General features: G+C 73.1%; 24 protein-coding genes. 5 read left to right on the top strand and 19 right to left on the bottom strand.

The window, feature by feature from the left end:
• The first annotated feature begins 123 nt into the window (after positions 1 to 123).
• The 3 genes from DQ238_RS03880 (at position 124) to DQ238_RS23005 (ending at position 1,694) form a co-directional block, all read left to right on the top strand.
• Positions 124 to 639, top strand: a complete 516-nt coding sequence (locus DQ238_RS03880; protein ID WP_113780004.1) for a putative immunity protein — start codon at positions 124 to 126, stop codon at positions 637 to 639.
• 218 nt (positions 640 to 857) lie between these two features.
• A complete protein-coding gene (locus DQ238_RS03875) occupies positions 858 to 1,253 on the top strand; it encodes a type II toxin-antitoxin system VapC family toxin (protein WP_158550711.1) in 396 nt (131 codons plus the stop codon).
• Positions 1,254 to 1,529: 276 nt separating this feature from the next.
• Positions 1,530 to 1,694, top strand: a complete 165-nt coding sequence (locus tag DQ238_RS23005; protein WP_199506118.1) for a PaaX family transcriptional regulator C-terminal domain-containing protein — start codon at positions 1,530 to 1,532, stop codon at positions 1,692 to 1,694.
• 162 nt (positions 1,695 to 1,856) lie between these two features.
• Here the strand turns inward: DQ238_RS23005 and DQ238_RS03865 are convergent, their stop codons facing one another.
• The 12 genes from DQ238_RS03865 to DQ238_RS03810 form a co-directional block, all read right to left on the bottom strand.
• On the bottom strand, positions 1,857 to 2,876 hold the full coding sequence (locus DQ238_RS03865; RefSeq protein ID WP_113780001.1) for an amidohydrolase family protein: 1,020 nt from the start codon (positions 2,874 to 2,876) through the stop codon (positions 1,857 to 1,859).
• Entirely contained in the window at positions 2,873 to 3,937 is a 1,065-nt protein-coding gene (locus DQ238_RS03860; protein ID WP_158550710.1) for a DUF2218 domain-containing protein, read from the bottom strand. The genes DQ238_RS03865 and DQ238_RS03860 overlap by 4 nt, the downstream gene beginning before the upstream one ends.
• Positions 3,934 to 4,929: a VOC family protein gene (locus DQ238_RS03855; protein WP_113780000.1), complete on the bottom strand. Its 996-nt coding sequence runs from the start codon at positions 4,927 to 4,929 to the stop codon at positions 3,934 to 3,936. The genes DQ238_RS03860 and DQ238_RS03855 overlap by 4 nt, the downstream gene beginning before the upstream one ends.
• A gap of 100 nt (positions 4,930 to 5,029) precedes the next feature.
• The gene (locus DQ238_RS03850) at positions 5,030 to 6,109 is read right to left on the bottom strand and encodes a 4-oxalomesaconate tautomerase (RefSeq protein ID WP_113779999.1); all 1,080 of its coding nucleotides are present in this window, start codon (positions 6,107 to 6,109) and stop codon (positions 5,030 to 5,032) included.
• Positions 6,106 to 6,810: a 4-carboxy-4-hydroxy-2-oxoadipate aldolase/oxaloacetate decarboxylase gene (locus DQ238_RS03845; protein ID WP_113779998.1), complete on the bottom strand. Its 705-nt coding sequence runs from the start codon at positions 6,808 to 6,810 to the stop codon at positions 6,106 to 6,108. The genes DQ238_RS03850 and DQ238_RS03845 overlap by 4 nt, the downstream gene beginning before the upstream one ends.
• A complete protein-coding gene (locus DQ238_RS03840; RefSeq protein WP_113779997.1) occupies positions 6,807 to 7,460 on the bottom strand; it encodes a GntR family transcriptional regulator in 654 nt (217 codons plus the stop codon). The genes DQ238_RS03845 and DQ238_RS03840 overlap by 4 nt, the downstream gene beginning before the upstream one ends.
• Positions 7,461 to 7,640: 180 nt before the next feature.
• The gene (locus DQ238_RS03835; RefSeq protein WP_113779996.1) at positions 7,641 to 8,897 is read right to left on the bottom strand and encodes an ABC transporter substrate-binding protein; all 1,257 of its coding nucleotides are present in this window, start codon (positions 8,895 to 8,897) and stop codon (positions 7,641 to 7,643) included.
• Positions 8,894 to 10,048 carry a branched-chain amino acid ABC transporter permease gene (locus DQ238_RS03830; RefSeq protein ID WP_113779995.1) on the bottom strand — a complete coding sequence of 385 codons (1,155 nt, stop codon included), beginning with the start codon at positions 10,046 to 10,048 and terminating at the stop codon, positions 8,894 to 8,896. The genes DQ238_RS03835 and DQ238_RS03830 overlap by 4 nt, the downstream gene beginning before the upstream one ends.
• Positions 10,045 to 10,926 carry a branched-chain amino acid ABC transporter permease gene (locus DQ238_RS03825; protein ID WP_113779994.1) on the bottom strand — a complete coding sequence of 294 codons (882 nt, stop codon included), beginning with the start codon at positions 10,924 to 10,926 and terminating at the stop codon, positions 10,045 to 10,047. The genes DQ238_RS03830 and DQ238_RS03825 overlap by 4 nt, the downstream gene beginning before the upstream one ends.
• Before the next feature lie 36 nt (positions 10,927 to 10,962).
• Positions 10,963 to 11,736 (bottom strand): ABC transporter ATP-binding protein, encoded by a 774-nt coding sequence (locus DQ238_RS03820; protein WP_113779993.1) that lies wholly within the window; start codon positions 11,734 to 11,736, stop codon positions 10,963 to 10,965.
• The gene (locus DQ238_RS03815) at positions 11,733 to 12,503 is read right to left on the bottom strand and encodes an ABC transporter ATP-binding protein (RefSeq protein ID WP_233495684.1); all 771 of its coding nucleotides are present in this window, start codon (positions 12,501 to 12,503) and stop codon (positions 11,733 to 11,735) included. Before DQ238_RS03815 ends, DQ238_RS03820 begins: the two co-directional genes overlap by 4 nt.
• A 402-nt stretch (positions 12,504 to 12,905) precedes the next feature.
• A complete protein-coding gene (locus DQ238_RS03810) occupies positions 12,906 to 14,072 on the bottom strand; it encodes a CynX/NimT family MFS transporter (protein WP_113779992.1) in 1,167 nt (388 codons plus the stop codon).
• Positions 14,073 to 14,575: 503 nt separating this feature from the next.
• Here DQ238_RS03810 and DQ238_RS03805 point away from each other — a divergent pair.
• Both DQ238_RS03805 and DQ238_RS03800 read left to right on the top strand, forming a co-directional pair.
• On the top strand, positions 14,576 to 15,976 hold the full coding sequence (locus tag DQ238_RS03805; RefSeq protein ID WP_113779991.1) for an aminomethyltransferase family protein: 1,401 nt from the start codon (positions 14,576 to 14,578) through the stop codon (positions 15,974 to 15,976).
• Positions 15,977 to 16,060: 84 nt separating this feature from the next.
• Positions 16,061 to 17,422, top strand: a complete 1,362-nt coding sequence (locus DQ238_RS03800) for an aminomethyltransferase family protein (protein WP_113779990.1) — start codon at positions 16,061 to 16,063, stop codon at positions 17,420 to 17,422.
• A gap of 101 nt (positions 17,423 to 17,523) precedes the next feature.
• Here DQ238_RS03800 and DQ238_RS03795 read toward each other — a convergent pair whose 3' ends face one another.
• The 7 genes from DQ238_RS03795 to DQ238_RS03765 form a co-directional block, all read right to left on the bottom strand.
• A complete protein-coding gene (locus DQ238_RS03795; protein ID WP_113779989.1) occupies positions 17,524 to 18,381 on the bottom strand; it encodes a class III extradiol dioxygenase subunit beta in 858 nt (285 codons plus the stop codon).
• Positions 18,374 to 18,742, bottom strand: a complete 369-nt coding sequence (gene ligA / locus DQ238_RS03790; RefSeq protein ID WP_113779988.1) for a protocatechuate 4,5-dioxygenase subunit alpha — start codon at positions 18,740 to 18,742, stop codon at positions 18,374 to 18,376. Before ligA ends, DQ238_RS03795 begins: the two co-directional genes overlap by 8 nt.
• A gap of 40 nt (positions 18,743 to 18,782) precedes the next feature.
• Positions 18,783 to 19,061: a muconolactone Delta-isomerase family protein gene (locus DQ238_RS03785; protein WP_113779987.1), complete on the bottom strand. Its 279-nt coding sequence runs from the start codon at positions 19,059 to 19,061 to the stop codon at positions 18,783 to 18,785.
• Position 19,062: 1 nt separating this feature from the next.
• Positions 19,063 to 19,800, bottom strand: coding sequence for an alpha/beta hydrolase (locus DQ238_RS03780; RefSeq protein WP_113779986.1), 738 nt, complete (start codon positions 19,798 to 19,800; stop codon positions 19,063 to 19,065).
• A 232-nt stretch (positions 19,801 to 20,032) separates the two neighbouring features.
• Positions 20,033 to 20,332 (bottom strand): 2Fe-2S iron-sulfur cluster binding domain-containing protein, encoded by a 300-nt coding sequence (locus DQ238_RS23490; protein ID WP_233495683.1) that lies wholly within the window; start codon positions 20,330 to 20,332, stop codon positions 20,033 to 20,035.
• A 182-nt stretch (positions 20,333 to 20,514) separates the two neighbouring features.
• Positions 20,515 to 21,177, bottom strand: a complete 663-nt coding sequence (locus tag DQ238_RS03770; RefSeq protein WP_113779984.1) for a response regulator transcription factor — start codon at positions 21,175 to 21,177, stop codon at positions 20,515 to 20,517.
• Entirely contained in the window at positions 21,174 to 22,766 is a 1,593-nt protein-coding gene (locus DQ238_RS03765; RefSeq protein WP_233495682.1) for a GAF domain-containing sensor histidine kinase, read from the bottom strand. The genes DQ238_RS03770 and DQ238_RS03765 overlap by 4 nt, the downstream gene beginning before the upstream one ends.
• Between the last annotated feature and the right edge of the window lie 461 nt (positions 22,767 to 23,227).

Raw genomic sequence — 23,227 nt, 5'->3', positions numbered from 1 at the left:
AAGCTCGCGAACACGTCGCGTCGACGGATCGACCGCTGGGTCTGCAGGCTCCACTCGGGGGCGTGCCTGGTGGCGTGTGCGCCGCCCTCGGGTGGCGGGGTGCAAGTGACAGGAGTGTCGACCATGATCCTCCCGAAGGTCCGGGACCCTCGTTTGGTGACGATCCGCCGCGGGGGGACCCTCACCGGTTCGGACCACCATCTCCTCGCTCTCTGGGCGGCATCGTGCGCGGAGCACGTCCTCGAGCTCTTCGAGTCGGCTCAACCTGACGACACGCGACCGCGTCAGGCGATCGAGCATGCTCGCGCTTGGGTACGTGGCGAGGTCAAGATGACCCAGGCTCGCGCAGCGGGCGGCCATGCCATGGGCGCGGCCCGCAACCTGCGTGGGGCAGCACGGCATGCCGCATACGCTGCTGGCCAGGCCGGGGCCGTCGCCCATGTCGCCGCGCACGAGCTCGGTGCGGCCGCCTATGCGATCAGAGCCGCACGTGCTGCCGCGCCGGAAGGCGAGGGCGAGGCCGCAGGGCGACTCGAGTGCCAGTGGCAGCGTGACCAGCTCCCTGAGGCGATTCGCGAGCTCGTACTCGACGACCAGCGGTTGCGAAACGACATCTGCTGGTCGGTGTTCGACTGCTGACCGCGCGTCGGGGCGCCAGCATCGCTCTAGACCCATCGAGCGCGCGGCGCGGTGAGCCCACTGTCCGGCTCGACGAACGCCGAGCGCACCACGAAGGTGGCGCAAGGCCACCACGCGCCACCACGAAAGCTTCCTCCGACACCGCGTTGCCGACCGCCAGGCCGTCCGTCCCGATGCGGGACCCGCCACGGCAACGGCCACGCGATCTTGACAGCGCGGTGATCGTCGTCGACGCCTCCATCGTGGCCAACGCCCTCGCCGACGACCAGGCGGCCGGGGAGGCCGCCCGCGGTGAGCTGCGCGCCGTCGATCAGGTCACCGCACCTGATCTGGTCGACGTCGAGACCGTGTCGGTGCTGCGCAAGCGCTGGCTGGGTCGCACGCTGAGCGACCAGCGCTTCGAGGCTGCCGTCGGGCACCTGCAGCAGCTGCGGTTCGAGCGTGTCCCGACGCTGCGACTGGTGCGGCGCGCCTTCGAGTTGCGCGCCGACGTCAGCGCCCACGACGCCTGTTACGTGGCACTGGCCGAGCGGTTGAACCGCGAGTTGGTCACGGCGGACGGTCGGTTGGCCGCCGCTCCCGGCCCTCGGTGCGCCATCCGCGTCCTGCGCTGACGGTGCTCTCCGCTGAAACGCCGGTCGAGGTCCCGTACCACAGCGTGGGCCTGCACGTGAGCCACGCGCTCGGCGGTGCGGGCGGATGCGGCCTCCTCGACGACGGTCGGCGTGGCCGACCGGCGACCCTCCGCTGTGGGTCGCCGACGCCTGGCCTGGAGTCACTCCGCGGGAGGCGCCTGGCGAGGGCGCATCGCGGCGATCACCACCGCTGAGGACGTGACGCGGTCGAAGACGCCGCGAAGCCCGGCCGCTCACCGTCCGGAGAGGAGCCGGGTGATCCGCCGCGACCCGCGCCTGCCGGCCCGGCACCTGCCGGAGGGGTGGCCCGCCGAGCGGGCGCAGCAGGTGTTCCGGGTGCTGCACGCCGAGTTCGACACGGAGGCGAGGGCCGTCACCGCCGAGGTCCTCGACGTCGTCCCGGACGACGGGCGTCCCTGACCTGCTGCGTCGTGCGCCCCCGCCGTGTCCACGAGGCTCGACCTGGTCGCCGAGGGGGTCCGGGCCGTCGGGCCCCGTCAGGCGGCAGGCCAGCCGGCCGACGGCGGCCGGGACGGCCGGGCGCTCAGGTGCGGTGGACCGGCACGACGACGGTCGCGGCCCTCATCGCCCCGCCTGCTGCAGCACGGCGTCGAGCCGGGGGTACACGCGCCGCACGTTGTGCTCGAACACCGCCGCGCGGGCGTCGTCGTCCAGCGAGGACGCCTCGACGTAGCGGCGGGTGTCGTCGTAGTGGTGGGCGGTCCGCGGGTCGATCCCGCGCACCGCGCCGACCATCTCCGACCCGAACAGGACGTTGCGGGTGTCGATGACCTCGAGCAGCAGGTCGATGCCCGGCTGGTGGTAGACGCAGGTGTCGAAGAAGACGTTGCCCATCACGTTGGTCTCGACCGGCGGCTGCTCGAGCATGTCGGCCAGCCCCCGGTACCGGCCCCAGTGGTAGGGCACCGCTCCCCCGCCGTGCGGGATGACCAGCCGCAGGTCGGGCAGGTCGCCGAACAGGTTGCCCTGCACCAGCTGCATGAACGCGGTGGTGTCGGCGTTGATGTAGTACGCCCCGGTGGCGTGGAAGACCGGGGTGGCCGAGGCGGAGACGTGCACCATCGCCGGCACGTCGAGCTCGATCACCGCTTCGTAGAAGGGGTACCAGCTCTCGTCGGTCAGCGGCGGCGAGGTCCAGTGCCCGCCGCTGGGATCGGGGTTGAGGTTGCAGCCGACGAAGCCCAGCTCCTCCACGCACCGCCGCAGCTCGGCGATCGAGCCCTCGATGCCCGCTCCGGGGGACTGGGGCAGCTGGCAGACCCCGACGAACCGGTCGGGGTGGAGCGTGGTCACCCGGTGGACCAGGTCGTTGCACCGGCGGGCCCACTCCAGGCTGACGGCGGCGTCACCCACGTGGTGGGCCATCGCCGAGGCGCGCGGGGAGAACAGGGTGACGTCGATGCCGCGCTCGTCCATGAGCCGCAGCTGGCTGCCCTCGATCGTCTCGCGGATCTCGTCGTCGCCGATCGACGGGTACGGCGGCGGCGTGTTCCCGGCCTCCCAGGCCGCGACCTGCCGCTCCCGCCAGGCGGTGTGCGCGGCCGGGGCGGTGGTGTAGTGCCCGTGGCAGTCGATGATCACGGCAGCTCCGCTCCCCAGACGACCGCGAGCTCGTTGCGCTGCCCGAACCGCTCCAGGTGGCTGCCGAGCACGTGCTGGATGCGCGCCAGGGTCTCGGCGTCCGGTGCCGCGGCCCGCAACGTCAGCACGCCGTCGCCGACGACGACCGTGCCGACCCCGTCGCCGATCGCGGCCCGGGAGGTGTCGCCGTCGGTCTGCCAGGTCAGCCGCCGGCCCAGGTGGCCGACCAGCTGCTTGGCGTAGCGGGCCGGCGCGTCGGTGCGGACCTCGGCGACGGCGGTCAGCCGGGCCGGCGTGCTCTCGCACAGCTCGACGAGCAGGTCGCGGGCGGCCGCGGCGATGCGGGCCGGGACGCCCAGCTCCTGCAGCTGGTCGGTCGCGGCCGCCATCTCGTCGGCGCGCCGCCGGGCGTGCGTGTGCGTGCCGTCGACCAGGCGGTCGACGGTCCGCTCGTCGAAGCCGGCCAGCTCCGCGGCGATGTTGCCGCGCAGCCAGTCGGCGCAGCCGGCCGCCTCCGCGCCCCGCAGGGCCTCGACGACGGCGGAGGCCAACCCCTTGTAGAAGACGCTGCGCAGCAGCTTGCGGGAGATCGCCGTCCCCACCGGTCCCGGCTGGACGGCGACGTCGGCGCCCAGTCCGGCGAGGAGCTCGACGTAGCGGTCGGCCGCCTGCCCGGAGACCAGCATCGGCGTGCGCAGGCCCTTGCCCGGCACCGGCGACATCAGCGCGACGTCGACCACCGGGACGTCGCGCTCGGCCGCCTTCTCGGCGAGGGCCACCTTGAGGCCGGGGCTGGCGGTGTTGAGGTCGGCCCACAGGGTGCCGGGGCGCAGCGCCGGCAGCGCGTTGTCCAGCGCGGTCATGGCGTCGTGCGAGCTGGTGAGGCTGAGCACCAGGTCGGCGTCGGCGACCGCCTCCGCCTCGCTCCCCCGCGGGCGCACGCCGTCCACGGTGATGGCCTGCGGGTCGTAGCCGCGGACGTCGGCGCCGGCGGCGACCAGGTCGCGGGCGATCTCCGACCCGGCCTCGCCGAGGCCCAGGACGGCGATCCGGGTGCTCACCAGGCGCTTCCCTCGGGGTCGCTCTCCGGGGTCATCGGCTCGTCGGGCTGCACCGGGGGCGTGCCGTGCGTGTGGAAGGTGTCGATGGTCTTCAGCCCCCAGGCCTGACCCTTGGCGCGTTCGGCCTCGGACCAGTTGACCGGCGCCCAGTCGGGTGCGAAGACCAGCCGGGCGGCGGGGTTGTCCAGCTCGATCCGGTTGCCGGCGGGCTCCCAGACGTAGAGGAAGAAGCTCTGCTGGATCGTGTGCTTGTGCGGCCCGGTCTCGATGTGCACGCCGTGCTCGAGGGCGAGGTCGGCGGCCCGGATGATGTCGTCCCGGCTGTCGACGGCGAAGGACAGGTGGTGCAGCCGGCCCGACGTCCCGGTGTTGTCCTTGGTCCAGACGACGTCGTAGCCCTTGTTGGTGAAGGTGGTCCAGGTGCCGGCGATCGTCCCGTCGTCCAGCACGATCTGCTCGGTGACCATCGCCCCGAGGGTGTCCACGAAGAAGTCGCGGTTCTCCACCGGGGTGACGCCGAGGAAGTTGATGTGGTCGATCCGCCGCACGCTGACCCCGCGGCCGGGGTAGGCCTGCGCCTGGTTCTTCAGCGCCGGCTTCAGGTCACCGGTCGGCTGGTACCACTCGGTCTCGTGGTAGACGCCCATCTCGTGGCCGTCGGGGTCGGTGAAGACGAAGACCGGGCCGTAGCCGGGGTCGCCGTCCTGCCAGCCCCTCCCCAGCCCGGTGGCCTCGATCGCCTCCACCCGCCGCTGCAGCGCCTCCGGGGTGCTCGCCCGGAAGTTCGTCCGGCCCACGCCGGGCCGCGCGGCGGCGGTGAGCTTGATGGTGGTGTTCTCGTAGTCGTCCCAGGCGCGCAGGAACACCGAGTCGCCGGCCGAGCCGTTCTCGGTCATGCCCAGGTAGCGGACGAAGAAGTCGAGGCTCTGCTCGGGCTTGTCGGTGAGCAGTTCGACGTGGGCGAGGTGCGCGATGTCGTGCAGCGGCGGCACGGGACTCCCTTCGGGTCGGGTCGGGCGGTGGCCCTCCTGCACGGCCCCGTCCCGGGTCCCGCCCCGAGCCTGCGAGGGGTGGGGAGGACGGGGTCCTTCTTCAGGCCCGCGGGAAGGCGGTGCCGTCGAAGAGCTTCCGGGCGGTGCGGACCACGCCCGAGCGGACGACGCGCGGCGGGCTGACCGAGCCGTCGACGACGACGTCCACCATCAGGTGGCCGGTCGGGTGCTCGACGTCGACACGGGAGCTGTCCGCCGGCCAGTCGGCGGTCAGCTCGTGACCGACCGCGCCGGGCAGCAGCATCCCGGTGACCACGCTGACCGCGCCCAGCACGCCGATCGCGGTGTGCGGCTGGACCGGGATGAACGAGCGGGTGCACACCTGGCCGCCGTCCCGCGGCGCGGCCAGCAGCACCGTCTTCGGCACCGAGGCGGTGGAGACGTCGCCGAGGCCCATCAGCTGGCCGGCCTTGCGGCGGAACGCGTCGATCCGCTCCAGCAGCGCGGGATCGGCGGTGAGCTCCTCGGCGGACTCGTACCCGGTGAGGCCGAACGACTCGGCCATCGCCAGGACGACGGGCATGCCGTTGTCGACGCAGGTGACCTCGATGCCCTCGACGGTGTCGCGGACCTGCCCGGTGGGGAGCAGGGCGCCGGTCGCCGAGCCCTCCGTGTCGGTGAAGGCGAGGACCACCGGCGCGGCCGTCCCCGGGACGCCCGCGATCGCCACGTCACCCCGGTACTCGACCCGGCCGCCGGGTGTGGGGAACGTGGCGACGGCGACGCTGTCGGAGTTCACCATCCGGATCCGCACGCTGGTCTGGTCCGCCCCGGCCGGCACCAGACCGCGCTCCACGGCGAACGGGCCGACGCCGGCCAGGATGTTGCCGCAGTTCTGCCGGTCGCTGACCGTCGCCTCCTCCACCCCCAGTTGCAGGAACAGGTAGTCGACATCGACGTCCGGGTCGTCGGACGGCGAGACGATCGCGACCTTGCTGCTCAGCGAGGTGGTACCACCCAGGCCGTCGATCTGGCGCGGGTCGGGGGTGCCCATCAGCCGCAGCAGCAGGTCGTCGCGGGCGGCGGGGTCGGCCGGGAGGTCCTCGCCCTCGAAGAAGAGCCCGCGGGAGGTGCCGCCGCGCAGCATGGTGCAGCGGACCCCGGTGTCGTCGTAGCTCACGGCTGTCCCTCGGCATACTTCTCGTAGGGGACGTACTCGATGCCGAACTCGGGGAGCTTGTCGCGCAGGCCGTACCGGTCGAGCCCGAGCTCCCCCTGGCCGAAGGCGGCGCGGCTGGCGGCCTCCTTGTCGACCCGGGCCTGCGCCGCGGAGCGCGCGCGGGGGACGTCGGCGCGCGGGACGACCATCACGCCGTCGTCGTCGGCGACGACGACGTCACCGGGGTGGACCACCTGGCCGCCCAGGACGACGGGGACGTTGACCGCGCCCGCGGTGGCCTTCACCGACCCCTGCGCGCTGACCGCGGTCGACCACGCCGGGAAGCCCATCTCGCGCAGCTCCGCGACGTCGCGCACGCCGCTGGCCAGGACCACGCCCCGCACCCCGCGCTGCGCCAGGGCGGTGGCGAACAGCTCGCCGAACAGCCCGTCCGTCGACGGCGAGTTCGTCGCCACGACCAGCACGTCGCCGGGCCGGCACTGCTCGACCGCGACGTGGATCATCAGGTTGTCCCCCGGCCAGCACAGCACGGTGACCGCGGTGCCGCCGATCCGCGCGCCGGGCCAGGCCGGCCGGAACTGCGGGCCGAGGTAGCCCACCCGGCCCAGCGCCTCGTGCACGGTCGCGACGCCGAAGCCGCCCAGCTCCTCGGCGTCGCCGGGGTCGGCGCGCGGCGGATCGGTGACGACGACGGTCCTCATGCGAGACCTCCGGTGTCCTGGCCGGGCTCGGTCAGCGCGGCGATGACGCTGCGGACGTGGGCGACGGCGGCGGCCTCGGCCCGGTCGGGGTCGCGGGCGGCGACGGCGTCCACCAGGGCGGTCAGCTCGCGCAGGCTCACCCGGGGGCGCCCGGGCCGCAGCGAGAGCCGGAACTGGTGGCGTACCAGCTGGGCCTGCAGCCGCCCGACGAGCTCGGCGGCCACGGGATGGCGCGCGGCGTCACGGACCATGCCGTGCAGCTGCGCGATGAGCTCGGAGTACTTGAGCAGGTCCCCGGAGTCGACCGCGTCCCCCATGGCGTGCAGGTGGGCGCGCAGGCGGCCGACCTCCCCGTCGGTGATGCGCTCGGCGGCCTTGCGGGCGAGGAGGCCCTCGAGCGGCATCCGGCACTCGGTGATCGCGACCGCCTCCTCGGTGGACACGACCCTGACCCGCGCGCCCCGGTTCGGGATCCGCTCGACGAGGCCCTCGGCGATCAGCGCGTCGATCGCCAGCCGGACGCTGCTGCGGTTGACGCCGATCAGCTCGGCCAGATCACCCTCGACCAGCCGGTGGCCCGGGGGCATGTCCCCGCGGGAGATCGCCGCGCGCAGCGCGTGCTCGGCGGACTCCCGTGCCGCTGCACCCACGCGACCCACCCCTCGGTCCCCCGGTCCTGCTAGAGACGACGCTACGGCGCTGTCAGCAGGATCGTCAACGATCCGCAGCAGCCGCGGCGCGACGTCCCGCCACGCCGCACGGGGGTGACCACGGCTCGACCGCACGTCCCGCGGTGCGCCCACCGGTGGGCGCACCGCGGGACGGCCGTGTCACTGCAGCTTCTCGGCGACCTGGTACCGGCCGTCGACGTACTGCTGGATCTTCAGGACGCTGATCGGCGCGCTCGTCCGCGACGAGGCGTCGACGGTGATGCCGGGCAGCAGCAGCGGGACGTCGTCGGCCTTGACCTGGTGGACGGCGTCCATCAGCGCCTGCCGGGTCGGCTCCTGCATCTGCTCCAGCGCCTTGACGAAGGTCGCTGCGCTGGCGTAGCCCCACAGGCAGTTGTTGATGATGTTCTCCTGCCCGATGTTGCTCGAGTACTCCTGCATGTCCTGCAGGAACTGTGCGACGTCCGGCTCCTGCGCGACCTGCGGGTCCCGGAAGTTCTTGATGAAGGTCGTGCTGTAGATGGCCGGGTAGGCCTCGCCGCCGCCGGGGATGATCACGTCGTTGGGGTTGGAGACCAGCGAGGCCAGGAACACCATGGGCTTCCAGCCGATCTGCTGCGCCCGCGTCAGCGCGGAGGCGGCCAGCTTCTGCACCGAGACGGCCTGGAAGAGGATGTCGGCGTTGCTCTGCGCGAGGTTGGCGACCTGGCTGTCGACGGTGGGGTCCGTCGGCTCGTAGGTGGCTCGGGCCACGATCTCGACCTGGGAGCCCTCGATGGCGCTCTCCAGACCGGAGGTGTAGTCCTGCCCCAGCTTGTCGTTCTGGGCGAGGACGGCGACCCTCAGGGGCCTGCCGCTGTCGGCGAGGAACGTGCCGAAGTTGCGGCCCTCGTCGAGGTAGGTGGGCTGCCAGCCGATCGTCCAGGGGTTCGCGTCCTGGTCGGCGCTGAAGGCGGTGCTGCCCGAGGAGACCAGCGCCTGCGGGAACTGCGCCGAGTTGGCCTGCGGCATGACCGCGAGGTTCGTGGGCGTGCCCAGGGAGCCGACGTTGGCGAACTGGTTCTCCGCCTGCATCTGGCGGAAGTTGGCGACGGCCCGGGCGGGGTCGTAGCCGTCGTCGTACCCCTTGAGGGTGATCGTGCGGGTCTTCCCGTCCCCGAACTCCACTCCGCCGCCGTCGTTGACCCGGCCGAGGTAGGCCTGCCAGCCGGCGAGGTTGCAGCTGCCCGACGCTGCGGTGAAGCCGGTCAGCGCGTCGCTCTGGCCGATGTTGAGCTCGGTGTCGGTGATGCCGGGGTCCGCGGCGCTGCCCCCGGACCCCGACGAGCCGCTGTCGCGGCCGCAGCCCGCCACGAGGAGCGCGGTGACGGCGAGGACGGCGAAGGCCGAGCCTGTGGTGCGAGCGATTGGTCTCACGGAACTTCCTTTCGGGGGCCCACCGAGGAGCGCAGGCCGTCGGGGCTGGCATCAGGCACGGCTGTGTCCTGCTGCGTCGAGGTGATCGGTTGCGGGTCGGTCAGCGCGTCGTCGTCCCGGGCGGGCGGGCGGCGGCCGAACAGGCGGCCCACGAGCAGACGGACCAACCGGCTGACCCCACCGGAGACCCCGCCCGGCACGATGAAGAGCACCAGGAGCAGCGCGGCACCGTAGAAGATGTTGGTGCGGGAGGGGTCGACCGCGCCGGCGAACACCGGCACGTAGACGTAGAAGAACCCCGCGACGACCGAGCCCCAGAGGCTGGCGAAACCACCGATCACCAGGGCCGCCAGCATGTTGATGGCGACGAGGAAGTTCGGCAGATCCGGGCTGGCGAACTGGACGACCGCCACGTACAGGAAGCCCGCGGCGCCGCCGTAGAAGGAGGCGATGGTGAAAGCCAGCACCTTGTAGCGGTGCGCCGAGATGCCCATCGCCGAGGCGACCGCCTCGTTGGTGCGGACGACGGCGAACGCCCGGCCGATCCGGCCGACGACGATGTTGCGACCGAGGAGGAAGAGCACCGCGGCGATGGCCACGACGACGTAGTAGCGCCACTGGTCGTCGTCCAGCCCGACCCCGGCCGGCGCGTGCATCCAGTCGACGTTGAGCCCTTCGGAGCCGCCGGTGATGTCGGAGAACCGCTTGGCCAGCGGCACGGCGAGGATCGGCAGGATGATCGTGACCGTGGCGAGGGCGTTGCCGCGCAGCCGGACCGCCGGGATCGCGACGACCAGCCCGACGACCGCGGGCAGCAGGGCGGCCAGCAGGAAGCTGGCCACCACCGGCCAGCCGTGGGTCACCCCGAAGGCCGCGGCGTAGGCGCCCAGCCCCATGAAGGCGCTCTGCCCCAGCGAGATCTGGCCGGCGTAACCGCTGACGATGTTCAGCCCCAGGATGGCCACCGCGAAGGCGGCGACCACGCTGAGCTGGTAGTTGGTGTACGGCGTGGCCGACAAGGGGATGAGCGCGATCGCGATCACCCCCGCGACCAGGGCCACCACCGTGAGCACGCGCAGGGGGGCCGACGCCGGGCGCCTGGCCGGACCGACGCGGGTGGCGCCGGGCGACGGAGTTCCCGTGGTGGTCATACCCGCACCGCCTCCTTGCGGCCGAACAGACCCTGCGGACGGGTCAGCAGGATCACGAACATCGCCACCAGGGGCACGCCGATCTTGAGGTCGTTGCCGATGAAGCCGATGTAGGTGCCGGCGAGGTTCTCGGACACGCCGATGATCCAGGCCGCGACGACCGCGCCCATCGGGCTGTCCAGGCCGCCGAGCACGGCAGCGGCCAGCGCGTAGATCAGGATCGTGTCCATCATCCCCGGGTCGAGGTAGACCTTCGGCGCGATCAGCGCCCCCGCCAGGGCCCCCAACCCGGCGGCCAGCGCCCAGCCGACCATCAACAGCCGGCCGACGTTGAGCCCGGACAGCGCGCTCGACTCCGGGTTGTTCGCCACCGCCCGCAGCGCCAGGCCGAGCTTGGTCTTGAGGAACAGCAGCTGGAGCAGGACCACGACGGCGATGAGGACGCCGATCGTGGCCAGGGACGGGATCGCGAGGACCACTCCGCCCACCGTGACGGTGCCGGTCGGGAACAGCGACGGGAACGGCTGGGAGTTGTACCCCCAGATGGCGCCGACGATGCCGTTGATGAGGATGAGCAGGGCCACCGTGACGACGACGGCGGTGTGCGGCGAGGCCCCCTCGAACCGGCGAATGACCAGCCGCTCGGTCACCGCCCCGAGGACCAGGGACACCGCGATCGCGACCGCCACCGCCGCGCCGATCGGCGAGCCCGCCTGCCACAGCGTGAGGGCGATGTAGGTCGAGGCCACGGCCATCAGCCCCTGCGCGAAGTTGATCATCCCCGTCGCGCGGTACACCAGCACCAGCGCGAGGGCCAGGGCCCCGTAGATGGACCCGGCCGCCAACCCGTCCACGATCTGCTGGATCGCGTGCTGCACGGGTCTCCTCCCTCCTGTCTCGGTGTCCGTGCCGGATCAGTCGCCGAGGTAGGCCCGGCGGACCTCGTCCCGCCCGGCCATCTCCTCGGCGGGGCCGGTCAGCACCGTGCGGCCGATCTCGAGGACGACGGCGGTGTCGGCGAGCGCGAGCGCGAGCGCGGCGGTCTGCTCGACGACGAGCATCGACAGGCCCGTCTCCTTCTGCAGACGCCCGATCGCCTCGAAGACCTCCTCGGCGGTGCGGGGGGCCAGGCCCAGTGACGGCTCGTCGAGCAGCAGCAGCCGCGGCCGGCTCATCAGCGCACGGCAGACGGCGAGCATCTGCTGCTCGCCGCCGGACAGGTTGCCGGCCGTGGAGGTCTGCCTCCGGGCCAACGCGGGGAACAGCTCGAAGCACTCGGCGATCTGGGCCTCCACGGCCTTGCGGTCGCGCCGCTGGTAGGCCCCCACGAGGAGGTTCTCCCGCACCGAGAGCTGGTCCAGGGTCCCGCGGCCCTGCGGGACGTGGGCCACGCCCATCCGCGCCACCTGGTCCGGCCGGGAGCCCAGGACGTCCTGGCCGTCCAGGTCGATCCGCCCCTTCGCGGTCACCATGCCGCTGATCGCGCGCAGGGTCGTCGTCTTGCCCGCGCCGTTGGCGCCCAGCACGGCGGTCACGCCGCCGTTGCTGACCTGCAGGGACACCCCGTGGAGGACCTCCGCGCGGCCGTAGCTGGCCCGGACGTCCTCCAGCTCGAGGATGTTGCCGCTCCCCCGCCCGTCGGCTGCTCCCGTGCGGCTGCTGCGCTCCGGCCCGGCGAGCTCGCTCATGCGGCGGTCCTCCCGAGGTAGGCCTCGACGACCAGGGGGTGGCGCTGGGCCTCCAGCGCCGTCCCCTCCAGGAGCTTGCGCCCCTGGACCAGGACGACGACCCGGTCGGTGAGCGCCGAGATCAGTCCCATGTGGTGCTCGACGATCACGATGGTGAGGCCGAACTCGGTGCGGATCGCGCGGATGGTCTCGATCAGCTGCTCGACCTCCGCGTGCGGCAGGCCGCCGGCCGGCTCGTCGAGCAGCAGCAGGCGCGGCTCGGAGAGCAGGGCCCGCGCCAGCTCGACCCGCTTGTGCAGCCCGTGGGCGAGCGATCCGGCCGGCCGGTCGGCGACCCCGGCGAGCCCGAGGTGGTCGAGCAGCTCTCCCGCCCGCTGCCGCGCACGGCGTTCCCCCGAGATCGTGAACGGCAGCCGCAGCGCCCAGGAGAGGGCACCGCCCCTCAGTCGGGTGTGCGCGCCGATGAGCACGTTGTCGAGGACGGATGCGTCCAGCTGGAGCGCCGGGTGCTGGAAGGTGCGGGACAGGCCGAGCTCGGCCATCCGGTGCGGTGGCCGGTGCAGTGTCGGCACACCGTCGACCAGGATCGACCCCGAGGTCGGGCGGTAGTGGCCGCTGATGCAGTTGAACAGCGAGGTCTTGCCCGCCCCGTTCGGGCCCACCAGCCCCACGATGGTGTCCGGCTCGACCGCCAGGCCGACCGAGTCGAGCACCTGGATGCCGCCGAAGTGCAGCGACAGGTCGCGGACCGACAGTCGACTGGTCACGTCCGGCTCCTCGTCCGGCTCCTCGTCCGGCTCCTCGTCCGGCGTCGCCCCGCCGGTCCGCGGTCGGGCGCCGGCGACCTGCCACCCGCGTGCACCGCGGCATCGGCACCACCTGGCACGTCGGCCACCTCCTGTCCACGGCCGCGCCGCGGCCTCCGCTCCGCCGCGACCGTCCGGTACCCGACACCGGCCGCGGGGTGGAGCCCGAGGCGCCGCGTTCTGCTCCGAGCTGTTGCGTCCTGGCACTGGTGAGCGGTGCGTCCCCGCCCGCCGTGAGCTGCCCGCGAAGCAGGCTATGAGAGGCTAGCTGTGGGGTCGATCACGTCAACGTCACGATCGACTCCCGCACACGGCAGCGGCGGGATTCGGGACAATTGACCCATCCCGGACCGTCCCTGGCGGTCAGGGCTCATCTGCGCGCCGGCCGGTCACGGGGCCGAGGGGCGTCTCCCACCCCCGGTAGAGGACGCCGCCGACGACGGCGAGCGCGGCCAGACAGGAGAGCGTCGCCGGCCTGGTCGTCCACGACGGGACGGCGGAGCCGGCCGCCACGACTAGCGGCGGCACGAGCAGCTGACCGATGCTCGAGCCCTGCATGAGCAGCCCGACCGATGCGCCGACGGAGCTGGTGCCGGTCGTCATCGCCGCGACGCCGCTGAAGGCCGACGACGGGACCAGCCCCGCGGTGGAGGAGAAGACCACGACCGCGCCGATCCGCAGGCCCAGCGTCAGGTCGGCGTCCTGGGCGGCCCACACGGTTGCAGCCATGCACAGGCTGCCCAGGACGATCAGCCACCACCGGGGGACCCCCCGGTGCTGCAGGTACGCCCCCGCGAGGTTGCCCGGGGCGTTGGCGAGGAAGGCCAGGCCGCTGAGCAGTCCCGCCGTCCGCAGCGAGATCGCGCCGTCCCCGACCAGCACGGCGGGGAACAGCCCCAGGACCGCCAGGTACTGCCCGGCGTAGAGCGCGAACACGGCGGCCAGGCACAGCACCCCCGGCGAGCGCACCGCACGGAGCAGCCCGTCGACGCCGGGCAGGCCGCGCGCCGACGCGCTCGGCACCCAGCGCGCCACCGCCACGCAGGCGCCCACGGCCAGCAGGGCATCGACGAGCCAGGCACCCGGCCAGCCCACCAGCGTGACCGCGGGGGGCACGAGCAGGGCGGCCAGACCCGAACCGACCGGCATGTAGGCGCCCCACGCGCCGACGACCAGTCGGCGGTGCGCGGGTGTCGAGAGCTCGGAGAGCAGCCCCGGAGCGGCCAGGACGACGAGGACGAACCCGAGGCCCTCCCCCACCCGGGTCGCCAGCAACGCGACGGTGGTGTGGACGGCGGCGCCCGTGACGTTCGCGAGCGCGATCGTGACCAGCCCCAGGAGCACCTGGCGGCGGAAGCCCAGCGCCTGTCCCGCCCAGCCCAGCACGGCGCCGGCGATCGCCCCCAGCGCGCTCATCACGGAGAGGTACCAGGCGGCGGCCGACGAGCTCAGGCCGAACTCGACCTGGAGGACGGGGAGAGCGGCGGCGCCCTTGCCGATCTGCGCGGCCGCGACGACCCCGGCGGCCATCAGGCTCAGGACGGCGGCACAGCGGGTGGCCTCCCCGGCCGCGGCCTGAGCACCTCCCGGGCTCCCGTGCGACCGCCGGCGACTGCGGCGCGCCGCACCCGGCCCCGCCTCTGCGGACGTGCTCGACCAGGGCACCGCCAGCCTCCTCACTGCGCTCGCTGGTCCCCGGGCCGCGCGCCGGCCTGCCCGAGTCAGATGACGCGTGCCCGACGGGTCGGGCGACGCGGTACCGGCTGCCGAAACGGCGTAGCGGATGCCGCCATCTCTCTGTGGCCCGGCCCACAGGGGAGTCCTACGGTACTCAGAGACGTGACGGCGGGCGGGCTCCTGGGAGGCAGTCCCCGGGCAGGCGAGGCCCGGTCGCCGCCACCGACGCCACCTGTCCGAGCACGAGAGCACCGGCCGGTCGTCCCTGACACCGGAGTCCCCCCGGGGGTGCCACGCCACCAGGTCGAGCTCCGGGGGGCGGTGCTGAGTGGAGACCACACGAGAACGGAACGCACATGACCGCGAACAACCTGCAGGAACTGCTCGACCAGACCGGTGACACCGTCGGCCTGCTGCGCAACTCCCAGCTCGGCACCTACATCTACCCGGTCGTCCCCTCGGAGTTCACGAACTGGCGGCGGGAGCAGAAGGCGTGGCGGGAGACCGCGGTGCTCTTCGACCAGTCCCACCACATGTACAACACGTGGATCTCCGGCCCGGACGCGCTGAAGCTGATCTCCGACACCGGCATCAACAGCGTGGCCAACTTCCCGGTCAACATGGCCAAGCAGTTCGTCCCGGTCTCGCCCGAGGGCGGAGTGATCGGCGACGGCATCCTGTTCCACCTCGACGAGGAGGAGTACGTCTTCGTCGGCCGGGCACCGGTGGCGAACTGGCTGGAGTTCAAGGGTTCCAAGGGCTACGACGTCGAGGTCCGCAACGACCCGCGCTCGCCGTCGCGACCGTACGGCAAGGCGGTGTCGCGGGACGTGTGGCGGTTCCAGATCCAGGGCCCCAACGCCTGGCCGATCATCGAGAAGCTGCACGGCGGCGACCTCGAGCAGCTGAAGTTCTTCCGCATGGACTCCATGAACATCGGGGGCGAGCAGGTCCGCACCCTCCGCCACGGCATGGCCGGCGCCCCGGGCCTGGAGATCTGGGGTCCCTACGAGTCCTACGAGAAGGTCCGCGACACGATCCTCGAGGTGGGCCGGGAGTTCGGGCTCGAGCCGTGCGGCTCGCGCGCCTACTCGTCCAACACGCTCGAGTCCGGCTGGATCCCGTCGCCGCTGCCGGCGATCTACACCAGCGAGGAGCTGCGGCCGTACCGCGAGTGGCTGCCGGCCAACGGCTACGAGGCGACCAACGCGCTGGCCGGCAGCTTCGTCTCGGACGAGATCGAGGACTACTACCTCAACCCCTGGGAGCTCGGTTACGGCTCCTTCGTCAAGTTCGACCACGACTTCATCGGCCGGGACGCGCTGGAGGCCATCGACCCGGCCACGCAGCGCCGCAAGGTGACGCTGGCGTGGAACGACGAGGACCTGACGAAGCTGCTGGGCGGGATCGTGGCCCCCGCGCCGGGGTACCAGGTCTTCGACCTGCCCAACGCGAACTACGGGTCGTCGAACTTCGACTCGGTCGTGGACGCCGACGGCACCGTGGTGGGCGCTTCGGTCTTCACCGGCTACAGCGCCAACGAGCGCAAGGGGTTGTCGCTGGCCACGGTCGACCCCGACGTGCCGCTCGGCGCCGAGGTGCGGGTGATCTGGGGCGAGCCGGACGGCGGAACCGCCAAGACCACCGTCGAGCCGCACGAGCAGTTCGCCGTGCGGGCCGTGGTGAGCCCGGCGCCGTACGCCGAGACGGCTCGCGACGCCTACCACGCGGGCTGGCGGAGCAAGGCGACCGCCTGAGCCGACGGACGGGGCCGGGTGGCGTGGAGGCCCGCGCCACCCGCCCCCGGCGTTCCTCCCCCGAGACGAGAGGTCCCACCCGTCATGTCCTCCGAGAGTCTGGCCGCGGCCCTGGCCCGGGTCGGGAGCCCCGTCGAGCTCCTGCGCAACCTCCAGTTCCCCCCGAGCACGTTCCCGGTGCGGCCCGAGTTCACCAACTGGCGCTCCGAACAGCGGGCGTGGGTCGAGTCGTGCGCGCTGCTCGACCAGTCCCACCACATGACCGACCTGTTCATCGAGGGCCCCGATGCCCTGCGGCTGCTCAGCGACCTGGCCGTCAACAGCTTCGCCGGTTTCGGCGTGGGCAAGGCCAAGCAGTTCGTCGCGGTGAGCCCGGAGGGGTACCTCGTCGGGGACGCCATCCTCTTCCACCTGGAGGAGGAGCTCTTCGACCTGGTCGGGCACCCCATGGTGATCGACTGGGTGACGTTCAACCTCGAGCGCGGCGACCACAAGGCCACCGTCGAGCGCGACGACAACTCGGCCGTCCGCACGTCGGGTCCGCCCAGGCTGTACCGGTACGAGCTGCAGGGCCCGACCGCCGCCGCGCTGGTCGAGCAGGTGACCGGCGCCCCGCTGCCCGAGGTCCGGTTCTTCAACACGGCCGAGTTCACCATCGCCGGTCGCCGGGTCCGCGCACTGCGGCACGGGATGGCCGGTCAGCCCGGCTTCGAGCTGTTCGGCCCCTGGGCGGACGGCGACGCGGTGCTGACGGCCCTGCTCGAGGCGGGCGAGGACCACGGCCTCGTGCGGGTCGGCGCCAAGGCGTACTCGACGGCCAACCTGGAGTCGGGGTGGGTGCCGGCGCCGATGCCCGCGATCTTCTCCGACGACCCGCTGGTGCGGGCCTACCGCGAGTGGCTCCCGGTCGAGAAGGTGGGCTCGATCGGGGGGAGCCTGGACTCGGCGGACATCACCGACTACTACCTGACCCCCTACGACATCGGGTACGGCAAGACCGTCAGGTTCGACCACGACTTCGTCGGCCGGGCGGCCCTCGAGCGGATGGCGCAGGCGCCGCCGCGCACCAAGGTCACCCTGGTCTGGAACGCCGACGACGTCACCGCGGCGATCGGGTCGCTGTACCGGGAGGGGCCCGGCGCGAAGTACATCGACATGCCCAAGGCCCGCTACGCCACCCACCACGAGGACGTGGTGCTCGCCGACGGCCAGCAGGTCGGCATCTCGCTGGACTGCGGCTACCTCGCCAACGAGCGGACGATGGTGTCGCTGGCCACCGTCGACACGGCGCACAGCGAGCCGGGCACCGAGGTGACCGTGCTCTGGGGCGAGCAGCCGAACTCGGCGAAGCCGCAGGTCGAGCCGCACGAGCAGGTGCAGATCCGGGCGACGGTCGCCCCCGTGCCGTTCGTCGACTTCGCCCGCGAGAGCTACCGGTCCCGCTGACCCCCGCGGACGCGGCGGCGCCTGCGTCGACGACCCGCCTGCGGCCCGGGCGATCGGGCCGCAGGCGGGTCGGCGACCGGCGCACGCGCCGGCCGCCGACCTCAGGCCGGCTGCGGGACCCGGTTGTCGAACAGGGCGATGCCGGCCGCGGTGTTGGACGCCGGCAGGAAGTAGTGCGAGTGGACCCGGGCCACCTGCTCGTTCATCGCGCCGCGCATGATCAACCACATGATCAGCTCGATGCCCTCGGAGCCGGCCTGCCGGATCAGCTCCTCCCGGCTGAGCGCGGCCAGCCGCACCGGGTCGGTCCCGATCGTGTCGAGCCACATGGTGTCGAACTCGGGGTTGATGAAGCCCGCGCGGGCGCCGGCCAGCTGGTGCGACATCCCGCCGGTGCCCAGGATCCCCACGGTGACGTCCTCGGGGTAGCTGGCGATCGCCCTCCCCAGCGCCTGCCCCAGGGCGTAGCACCGCGCGGCCGTGGGCTGCGGGTACTGGATGACGTTGACCAGCAGCGGCACCACCGGGCAGGGCCAGGCATCCCCCGGGTCCGGCGTCCACACCGACAGCGGGACGGTGAGCCCGTGGTCGACGTCGAGCTCCTGGAAGACGGTGAGGTCGAAGCCCTCGTCGACCAGGCTCTCCAGCAGGTGCAGCGACAGGTCGGGGTCCCCGACCACGTCCGGCACCGGGCGCTGACCGAAACCCTCGTCGGCGACCCGGTAGCGCTCGGCGGTGCCGATCCCGAAGGTCGGCACGATGTCCAGGTCGATGCCGTTGGCGTGGTCGTTGTAGACCACGATGGCGACGTCCGGCCGGTGCTCGGCCAGCCACGCCTGCGCCGGGGCGTAGCCGTCGAAGAGGTCCTTCCAGTTCGGGTCCTCGGTCCTGCCTCGGTCCATCGCCGCGCCGATCGAGGGCACGTGCGAGGTCGCCAGACCCCAGATCACCTCAGCCATCGCGCCGTCCTCTCGCTCGCATCGCCGCCTGGAACTCCTCCTCGGTCGTGCCGGTGAACACGCCGCCGAGGTACTGCATCGACCGGCCGTCCATCATGGCCAGCTTGTACACGTAGAAGATGCTGCCGCCCAGGTCGATCATCGCCTGCCAGTCCCGGTCGAGGACCGCCTGCTGCTGCTCGGGCGTCAGCTCGGAGTCCCGGCAGTAGGCGGCCTCGTCGGCGAGGAACCGCTCCCGGTTCTCCGCGGAGCGCAGGCTCATGAACATCCTGTTCATGCGCAGCCCGCGCCGGCTGGTCTGCCCGTCGAAGACCGGTGTCCCGGGCACGTCGAAGCGGCCTGCCGTGGCGTCCGTGCTCATGGGGCCCTTCCCTCCTCGAGTACCGGTGCGCCGGACGTCCTCACGTCCGCTCCTGCGGATGGGTGGCCAGGGCCTCCACGTGGACGTCCAGCCACGGGGCCATCGGCAACGACACGAGCGCGTCGTGCAGCTCCGCCGGGTCCGCGGCCTCGTACAGGCCGATGGTCGCGTTGCGGCCGGGCACCCGCCACAGCCGCTTGAGGATGCCGGCGGCCCGCAGCTCCACCGCCCGGGCACGCTCGGCGGCCCGCAGCTCCTCGCGCCGCTCGGCCGGCGTGTCGGGCGGCAGCCGGTTCTCGGACCGGACGAGGAACTCCACGTCAGACTCCCGTCTCTCCCGATCGGGTCAGCTCCCGCCCGGCGCACTCGAGCAGCACGCCGGCCAGCTCCTCCGGCGCGGTGACCATGGCCTCGTGGCCGGTCTCCAGCTCGTGCACCGGCCACCCCCGCCCGCGGGCGCGATCGGCCTGGCCGGCGAAGACCCGCATCCAGCTGACGCACTCGACGAAGACCGCGGGGACGTCGTCGACCGCACCGGTCAGCCGCAGCGGGTCGGTGTAGGTCTTCCAGGGGTGCGGGGTCAGCCTCGGCCTCAGCCAGTCGACGTCGGCCTGCTCGGTCACCCCGAGCACCGACAGGTTGCGCACCGGCACCAGCCAGCCGAAGCCCTGCTCGGCCGCGGACTGCGCCCAGTGGTGCTCCACCGTCTCGGGCAGCAGGTCGCGCGCGGCCTCCCCGTCGGTGCCGACGAACGCGTCGAGGTAGACGCGCCGGGCGACGGCCTGCGGGCACCGGTCGGCGGCGGCGGTCACGATCTGACCGGCGTAGCTGTGCCCCACCAGGACGACGTCGGTGAGCCCCAGGACGTCGATCAGCCGGACGACGTCCTCCACGTGGGTCTCCAGGCCCACCAGCGGCGAGAGCAGGTGCGCCCGCTCCGACAACCCGGTCAGCGTCGGCGCGTGCACGTCGTGGCCCGCCTCGCGCAACCTGGGGGCCACCCGGTCCCAGCACCACCCGCCGTGCCAGGCCCCGTGGACCAGGACGAACGTGCTCATGCCGGCACGCGCTCCGCCACCGGGGACCTCACGGGCGCCGCCTCCTCCGAAGGATCCGGCACGACGACGGTCGTGCCGACGTCCGCTGCCACGGTCCACGGTAGGCAGGACGGCGACGTCGCGGATCGGCCCGATGTCACCGCCGGGGCCGCCGCCGCCACCCGGCCCGCCTACGTCATCCGTCGTGGCTGCCGGCCCCGCTCAGGCGAGGGCGGGGTGACGACCCGCCCGGTCACAGGTCGAGCACCAGCCGACCGCTGCGGGCACCGGACACGCAGATCATCATCGTGTCCCCGAAGGCCCGCTCCTCGGCGGTCAGGACGGCGTCGCGGTGCTCCGGTTCCCCCTCCAGGACCCGTGTCTCGCAGGAGCCGCAACAGGCTCCGGTGCACGCAGCCGTGACCGGGAGCCCGGCGTCGCGCACGGCGTCGAGGATCGAGGTGCCCGGCGGGACGACCAGGTCGATCCCGGCTGCGGCGCAGACGACCTGGAGAGGAGCGGGATCCACGGCTGACCCGGAGGCGGCGGTCACGCGGTCCTCCCTCCGGCGAGCGGTCGGGCGGCGCGGGGAGAGCCGATCCCGGCTGCCTGTGACGGTAGGAGGCGGGGTGGGCAGACGGATCGCGCGGTTGACCGACGTGGGGGCCGTGGCTGTCGCGCCGCGGACGCGACGGATGTCGCAGCCTGTGTCGCAGCCTGTGTCGCAGCCTGCGGTCAGCGGGGCTGGACCAGCCCCTCCTTGACGGCGAGCAGCGCCGCCTGCGTCCGGGAGGTCAGCCCCATCTTGCTCAGCAGGTGGCTGACGTGGGTCCGGGCGGTGCGTTCGCTGATGACCAGGTGCTCGGCGATGTCCTTGTTGGACCTGCCCTCCGCGACCAGGACGAGCACCTCCTTCTCCCGGGCGGTGAGCACCCCGAGCCCCGTGCGCGGAGCGCGCATCTCCTGGGTGAGCCTGCGCGTCACGGCGGCGTCCAGGAAGACCTCGTCCTGGACGGCTGCCCGCAGCGCGGCGTCGACCTCCGCGGGGCCGGCGTCCTTGAGCAGGTACCCGGACGCGCCCCCCTCCAGCGCCGCGTGGACGCGCTCGGTCTCCCCGAAGCTGGTCAGGATCACCACCTTGACCCCGGGGAAGCGGCGCACGATCTCACCGGTCGCCGTCACGCCGTCCACCTCCGGCATCTGCAGGTCCATCAGGACGACGTCCGGGAGCTCGCCGTGCGCGGCCGCCCGGGCGAGGTGGTCCAGCGCCTCACGGCCGTTGCCGGCCTCACCGGCCACCGCGACGTCCTCGAGGGCCTCGAGGTAGGCGACCACGCCCCGGCGGACGACCGCGTGGTCGTCCACGACCAGGACCCGGATCAGGCTCGGCGCGGTCACGTCGTGGCCGTCCAGTGGGTGGTGGGCGTCGGCACCGCCGAGGGCACGGGCAGGGTGAGGCGCACCCTCGTCCCGCCGGTGGGGACCTCGTGCACCCGCACGGTGCCGCCCCACCGGGCCGCGCGCTCGCACATCACGGTCATGCCGAAGCCGCCGGACGCGCTCGTCCCTGCGCGGTCCTCCCCGCCGTCCCCGTGCAGGCCGCGCCCGTCGTCGCTCACCTCGGCGACCAGCCGCCGGCGGCGGCCGTGCGCGGTCATCGCGAGCCGGACCGAGAGGCTGCCCGCGGCCGCGTGCTTGACGCTGTTGTGGACCGCCTCGGCGACGATGCGGTAGACGTCCTCGAGCAGGTCGCCGTCGAGGCCGGCCAGTTCGCCGCCGGCGTCGTCGGCGTCCAGCTCCACCTGCAGCCCCGTCCGAGCCGCCGTGGTGTCCAGCAGGGACCGCAGCGCCGCGGCCAGGCCGTGCTGCACGGTGGTCCCCGGGCGCAGCTCGACCACCATGCCCCGCAGGTCGGCGAGGACGTCCTCGGCGGTGCTGCTGAGGTCGTCGGCCACCTGCGCCACCGTCTCCGGCGCCGGCGGCAGACCGCGTCGGACGAGCACCCCCAGGGACTTGGCCTGCATCATCATCGAGAAGACCTGCTGCACCACGGAGTCGTGCAGGTCGCGGGCCAGCTTCTGGCGCTCCTCGCGCCGGGCGACGTCCCGCTCCCGCTCCAGCAGCGAGGCGTGGTCGACCGCCATCGCGGCCTGCTCGGCCATGGCGAGCAGGAACTCCAGCTCGGTCTCCCCCACGGTCTGCCCGGGAGCGAAGAAGGCGTTGAGGATGCCGACCCGCTCCCCGCGTGCGAGGAGCGGCACGCTGGCGAACCAGTCCCACCGCGGGTGCCGCAGGTGCTCGCGCAACGGCGCCCAGGCCGGGTCCTGCATGACCGCGGCGTACCGGTTGGCCATCACGACCGGCTCGCGCTCGTCGAGCGCCTCGAGCATCAGCAGCCGGGCGCCCCGGGCGCGGCACTCCATGAGCTTCTCGAAGAAGTCGGCGGCCCGCCCGAAGCCGGCGGCGCCCATCACGTGCAGCCGGTCGCCTGCGGAGTTGGCCGTGAGGATCTGCACGCCGGCCAGCGAGTCGGTGCGCGCCACCTCCTGCGCGAGCGCCTCGAGCGTGCCGGTGAGGGACCGCTTCGAGGCCACGCTCGACGCGGCCTTGGCGATCGCGGCCAGACGCCGCTGCTGCAACCGGCTCACGGTCACGTCCCGGAAGGACACCACCCACCTGCCCCGCCCGGGGACCTCCTGGAGCACGTAGCTGAACTCGCGCCGGGACCCCGGCGCCGCCCACTCGACCGTCTGGTCCCCGGCCCTCCGCGAGGTGGTCGCCGCGGCCGGCGGGGGGAACGGGGAGCGGGTGCCCGCCACGGCGCCGGGTACCAGCCCGCACAGCAGCACCGCTGCGGGGTTCGCCTCGAGGAAGCGCCCGTCGGCGTCGATGACCGCCAGACCGTCCGGTGCGTGCTCGACCACCTCGCCGGAGGAGTCGCTCGACTCCGGAGACCTCCCGGTGGCGGTCCGTGCTGCGAGGTCCACGCCGACCCCTCCTGTCCACGCGTCCGGTCCTTGTCCACTCCGGGCGGCCTGGCGGCGCGCTCGACGACTGCTCCGGTACCCACCCGCTGTGGTCGATCCCGCTGACGTCGATGTTGACATCCCTGCCGGACCGGTACGACCGGCCGGCCGCCGCCGGGGAGGTCGTCGGGGCGACGGTGCGCCGTCCGGTGTGGTGCGCGTCGGGTGTCGCGTACACCGGGTCAATCGACGTACGGCGGACGGCCGATCCGGCGGGACAGGTGCCGCCACACCGCCGTCCCCACGACCACGTGGCGCCGGTCACGATGGAGGGGCCGACATGGCAACCCGTCCGCCGTGAGCCGGTGCGGGCGGCACGTGCGAGGGGTGGTCGATGGCGTCCGTCGCCCGGGCGGTGTACACCTGGCACGACCCCGGCCTCCCCGGGACGTCGACGCGCGGCCCGGACGCACCGGAGGGCC

Origin of the sequence: Geodermatophilus sp. TF02-6, from assembly GCF_003319115.1 — a bacterium.
Classification (GTDB): Bacteria; Actinomycetota; Actinomycetes; order Mycobacteriales; family Geodermatophilaceae; genus Geodermatophilus.
This window is presented reverse-complemented; position numbering and strand designations above follow the sequence as displayed.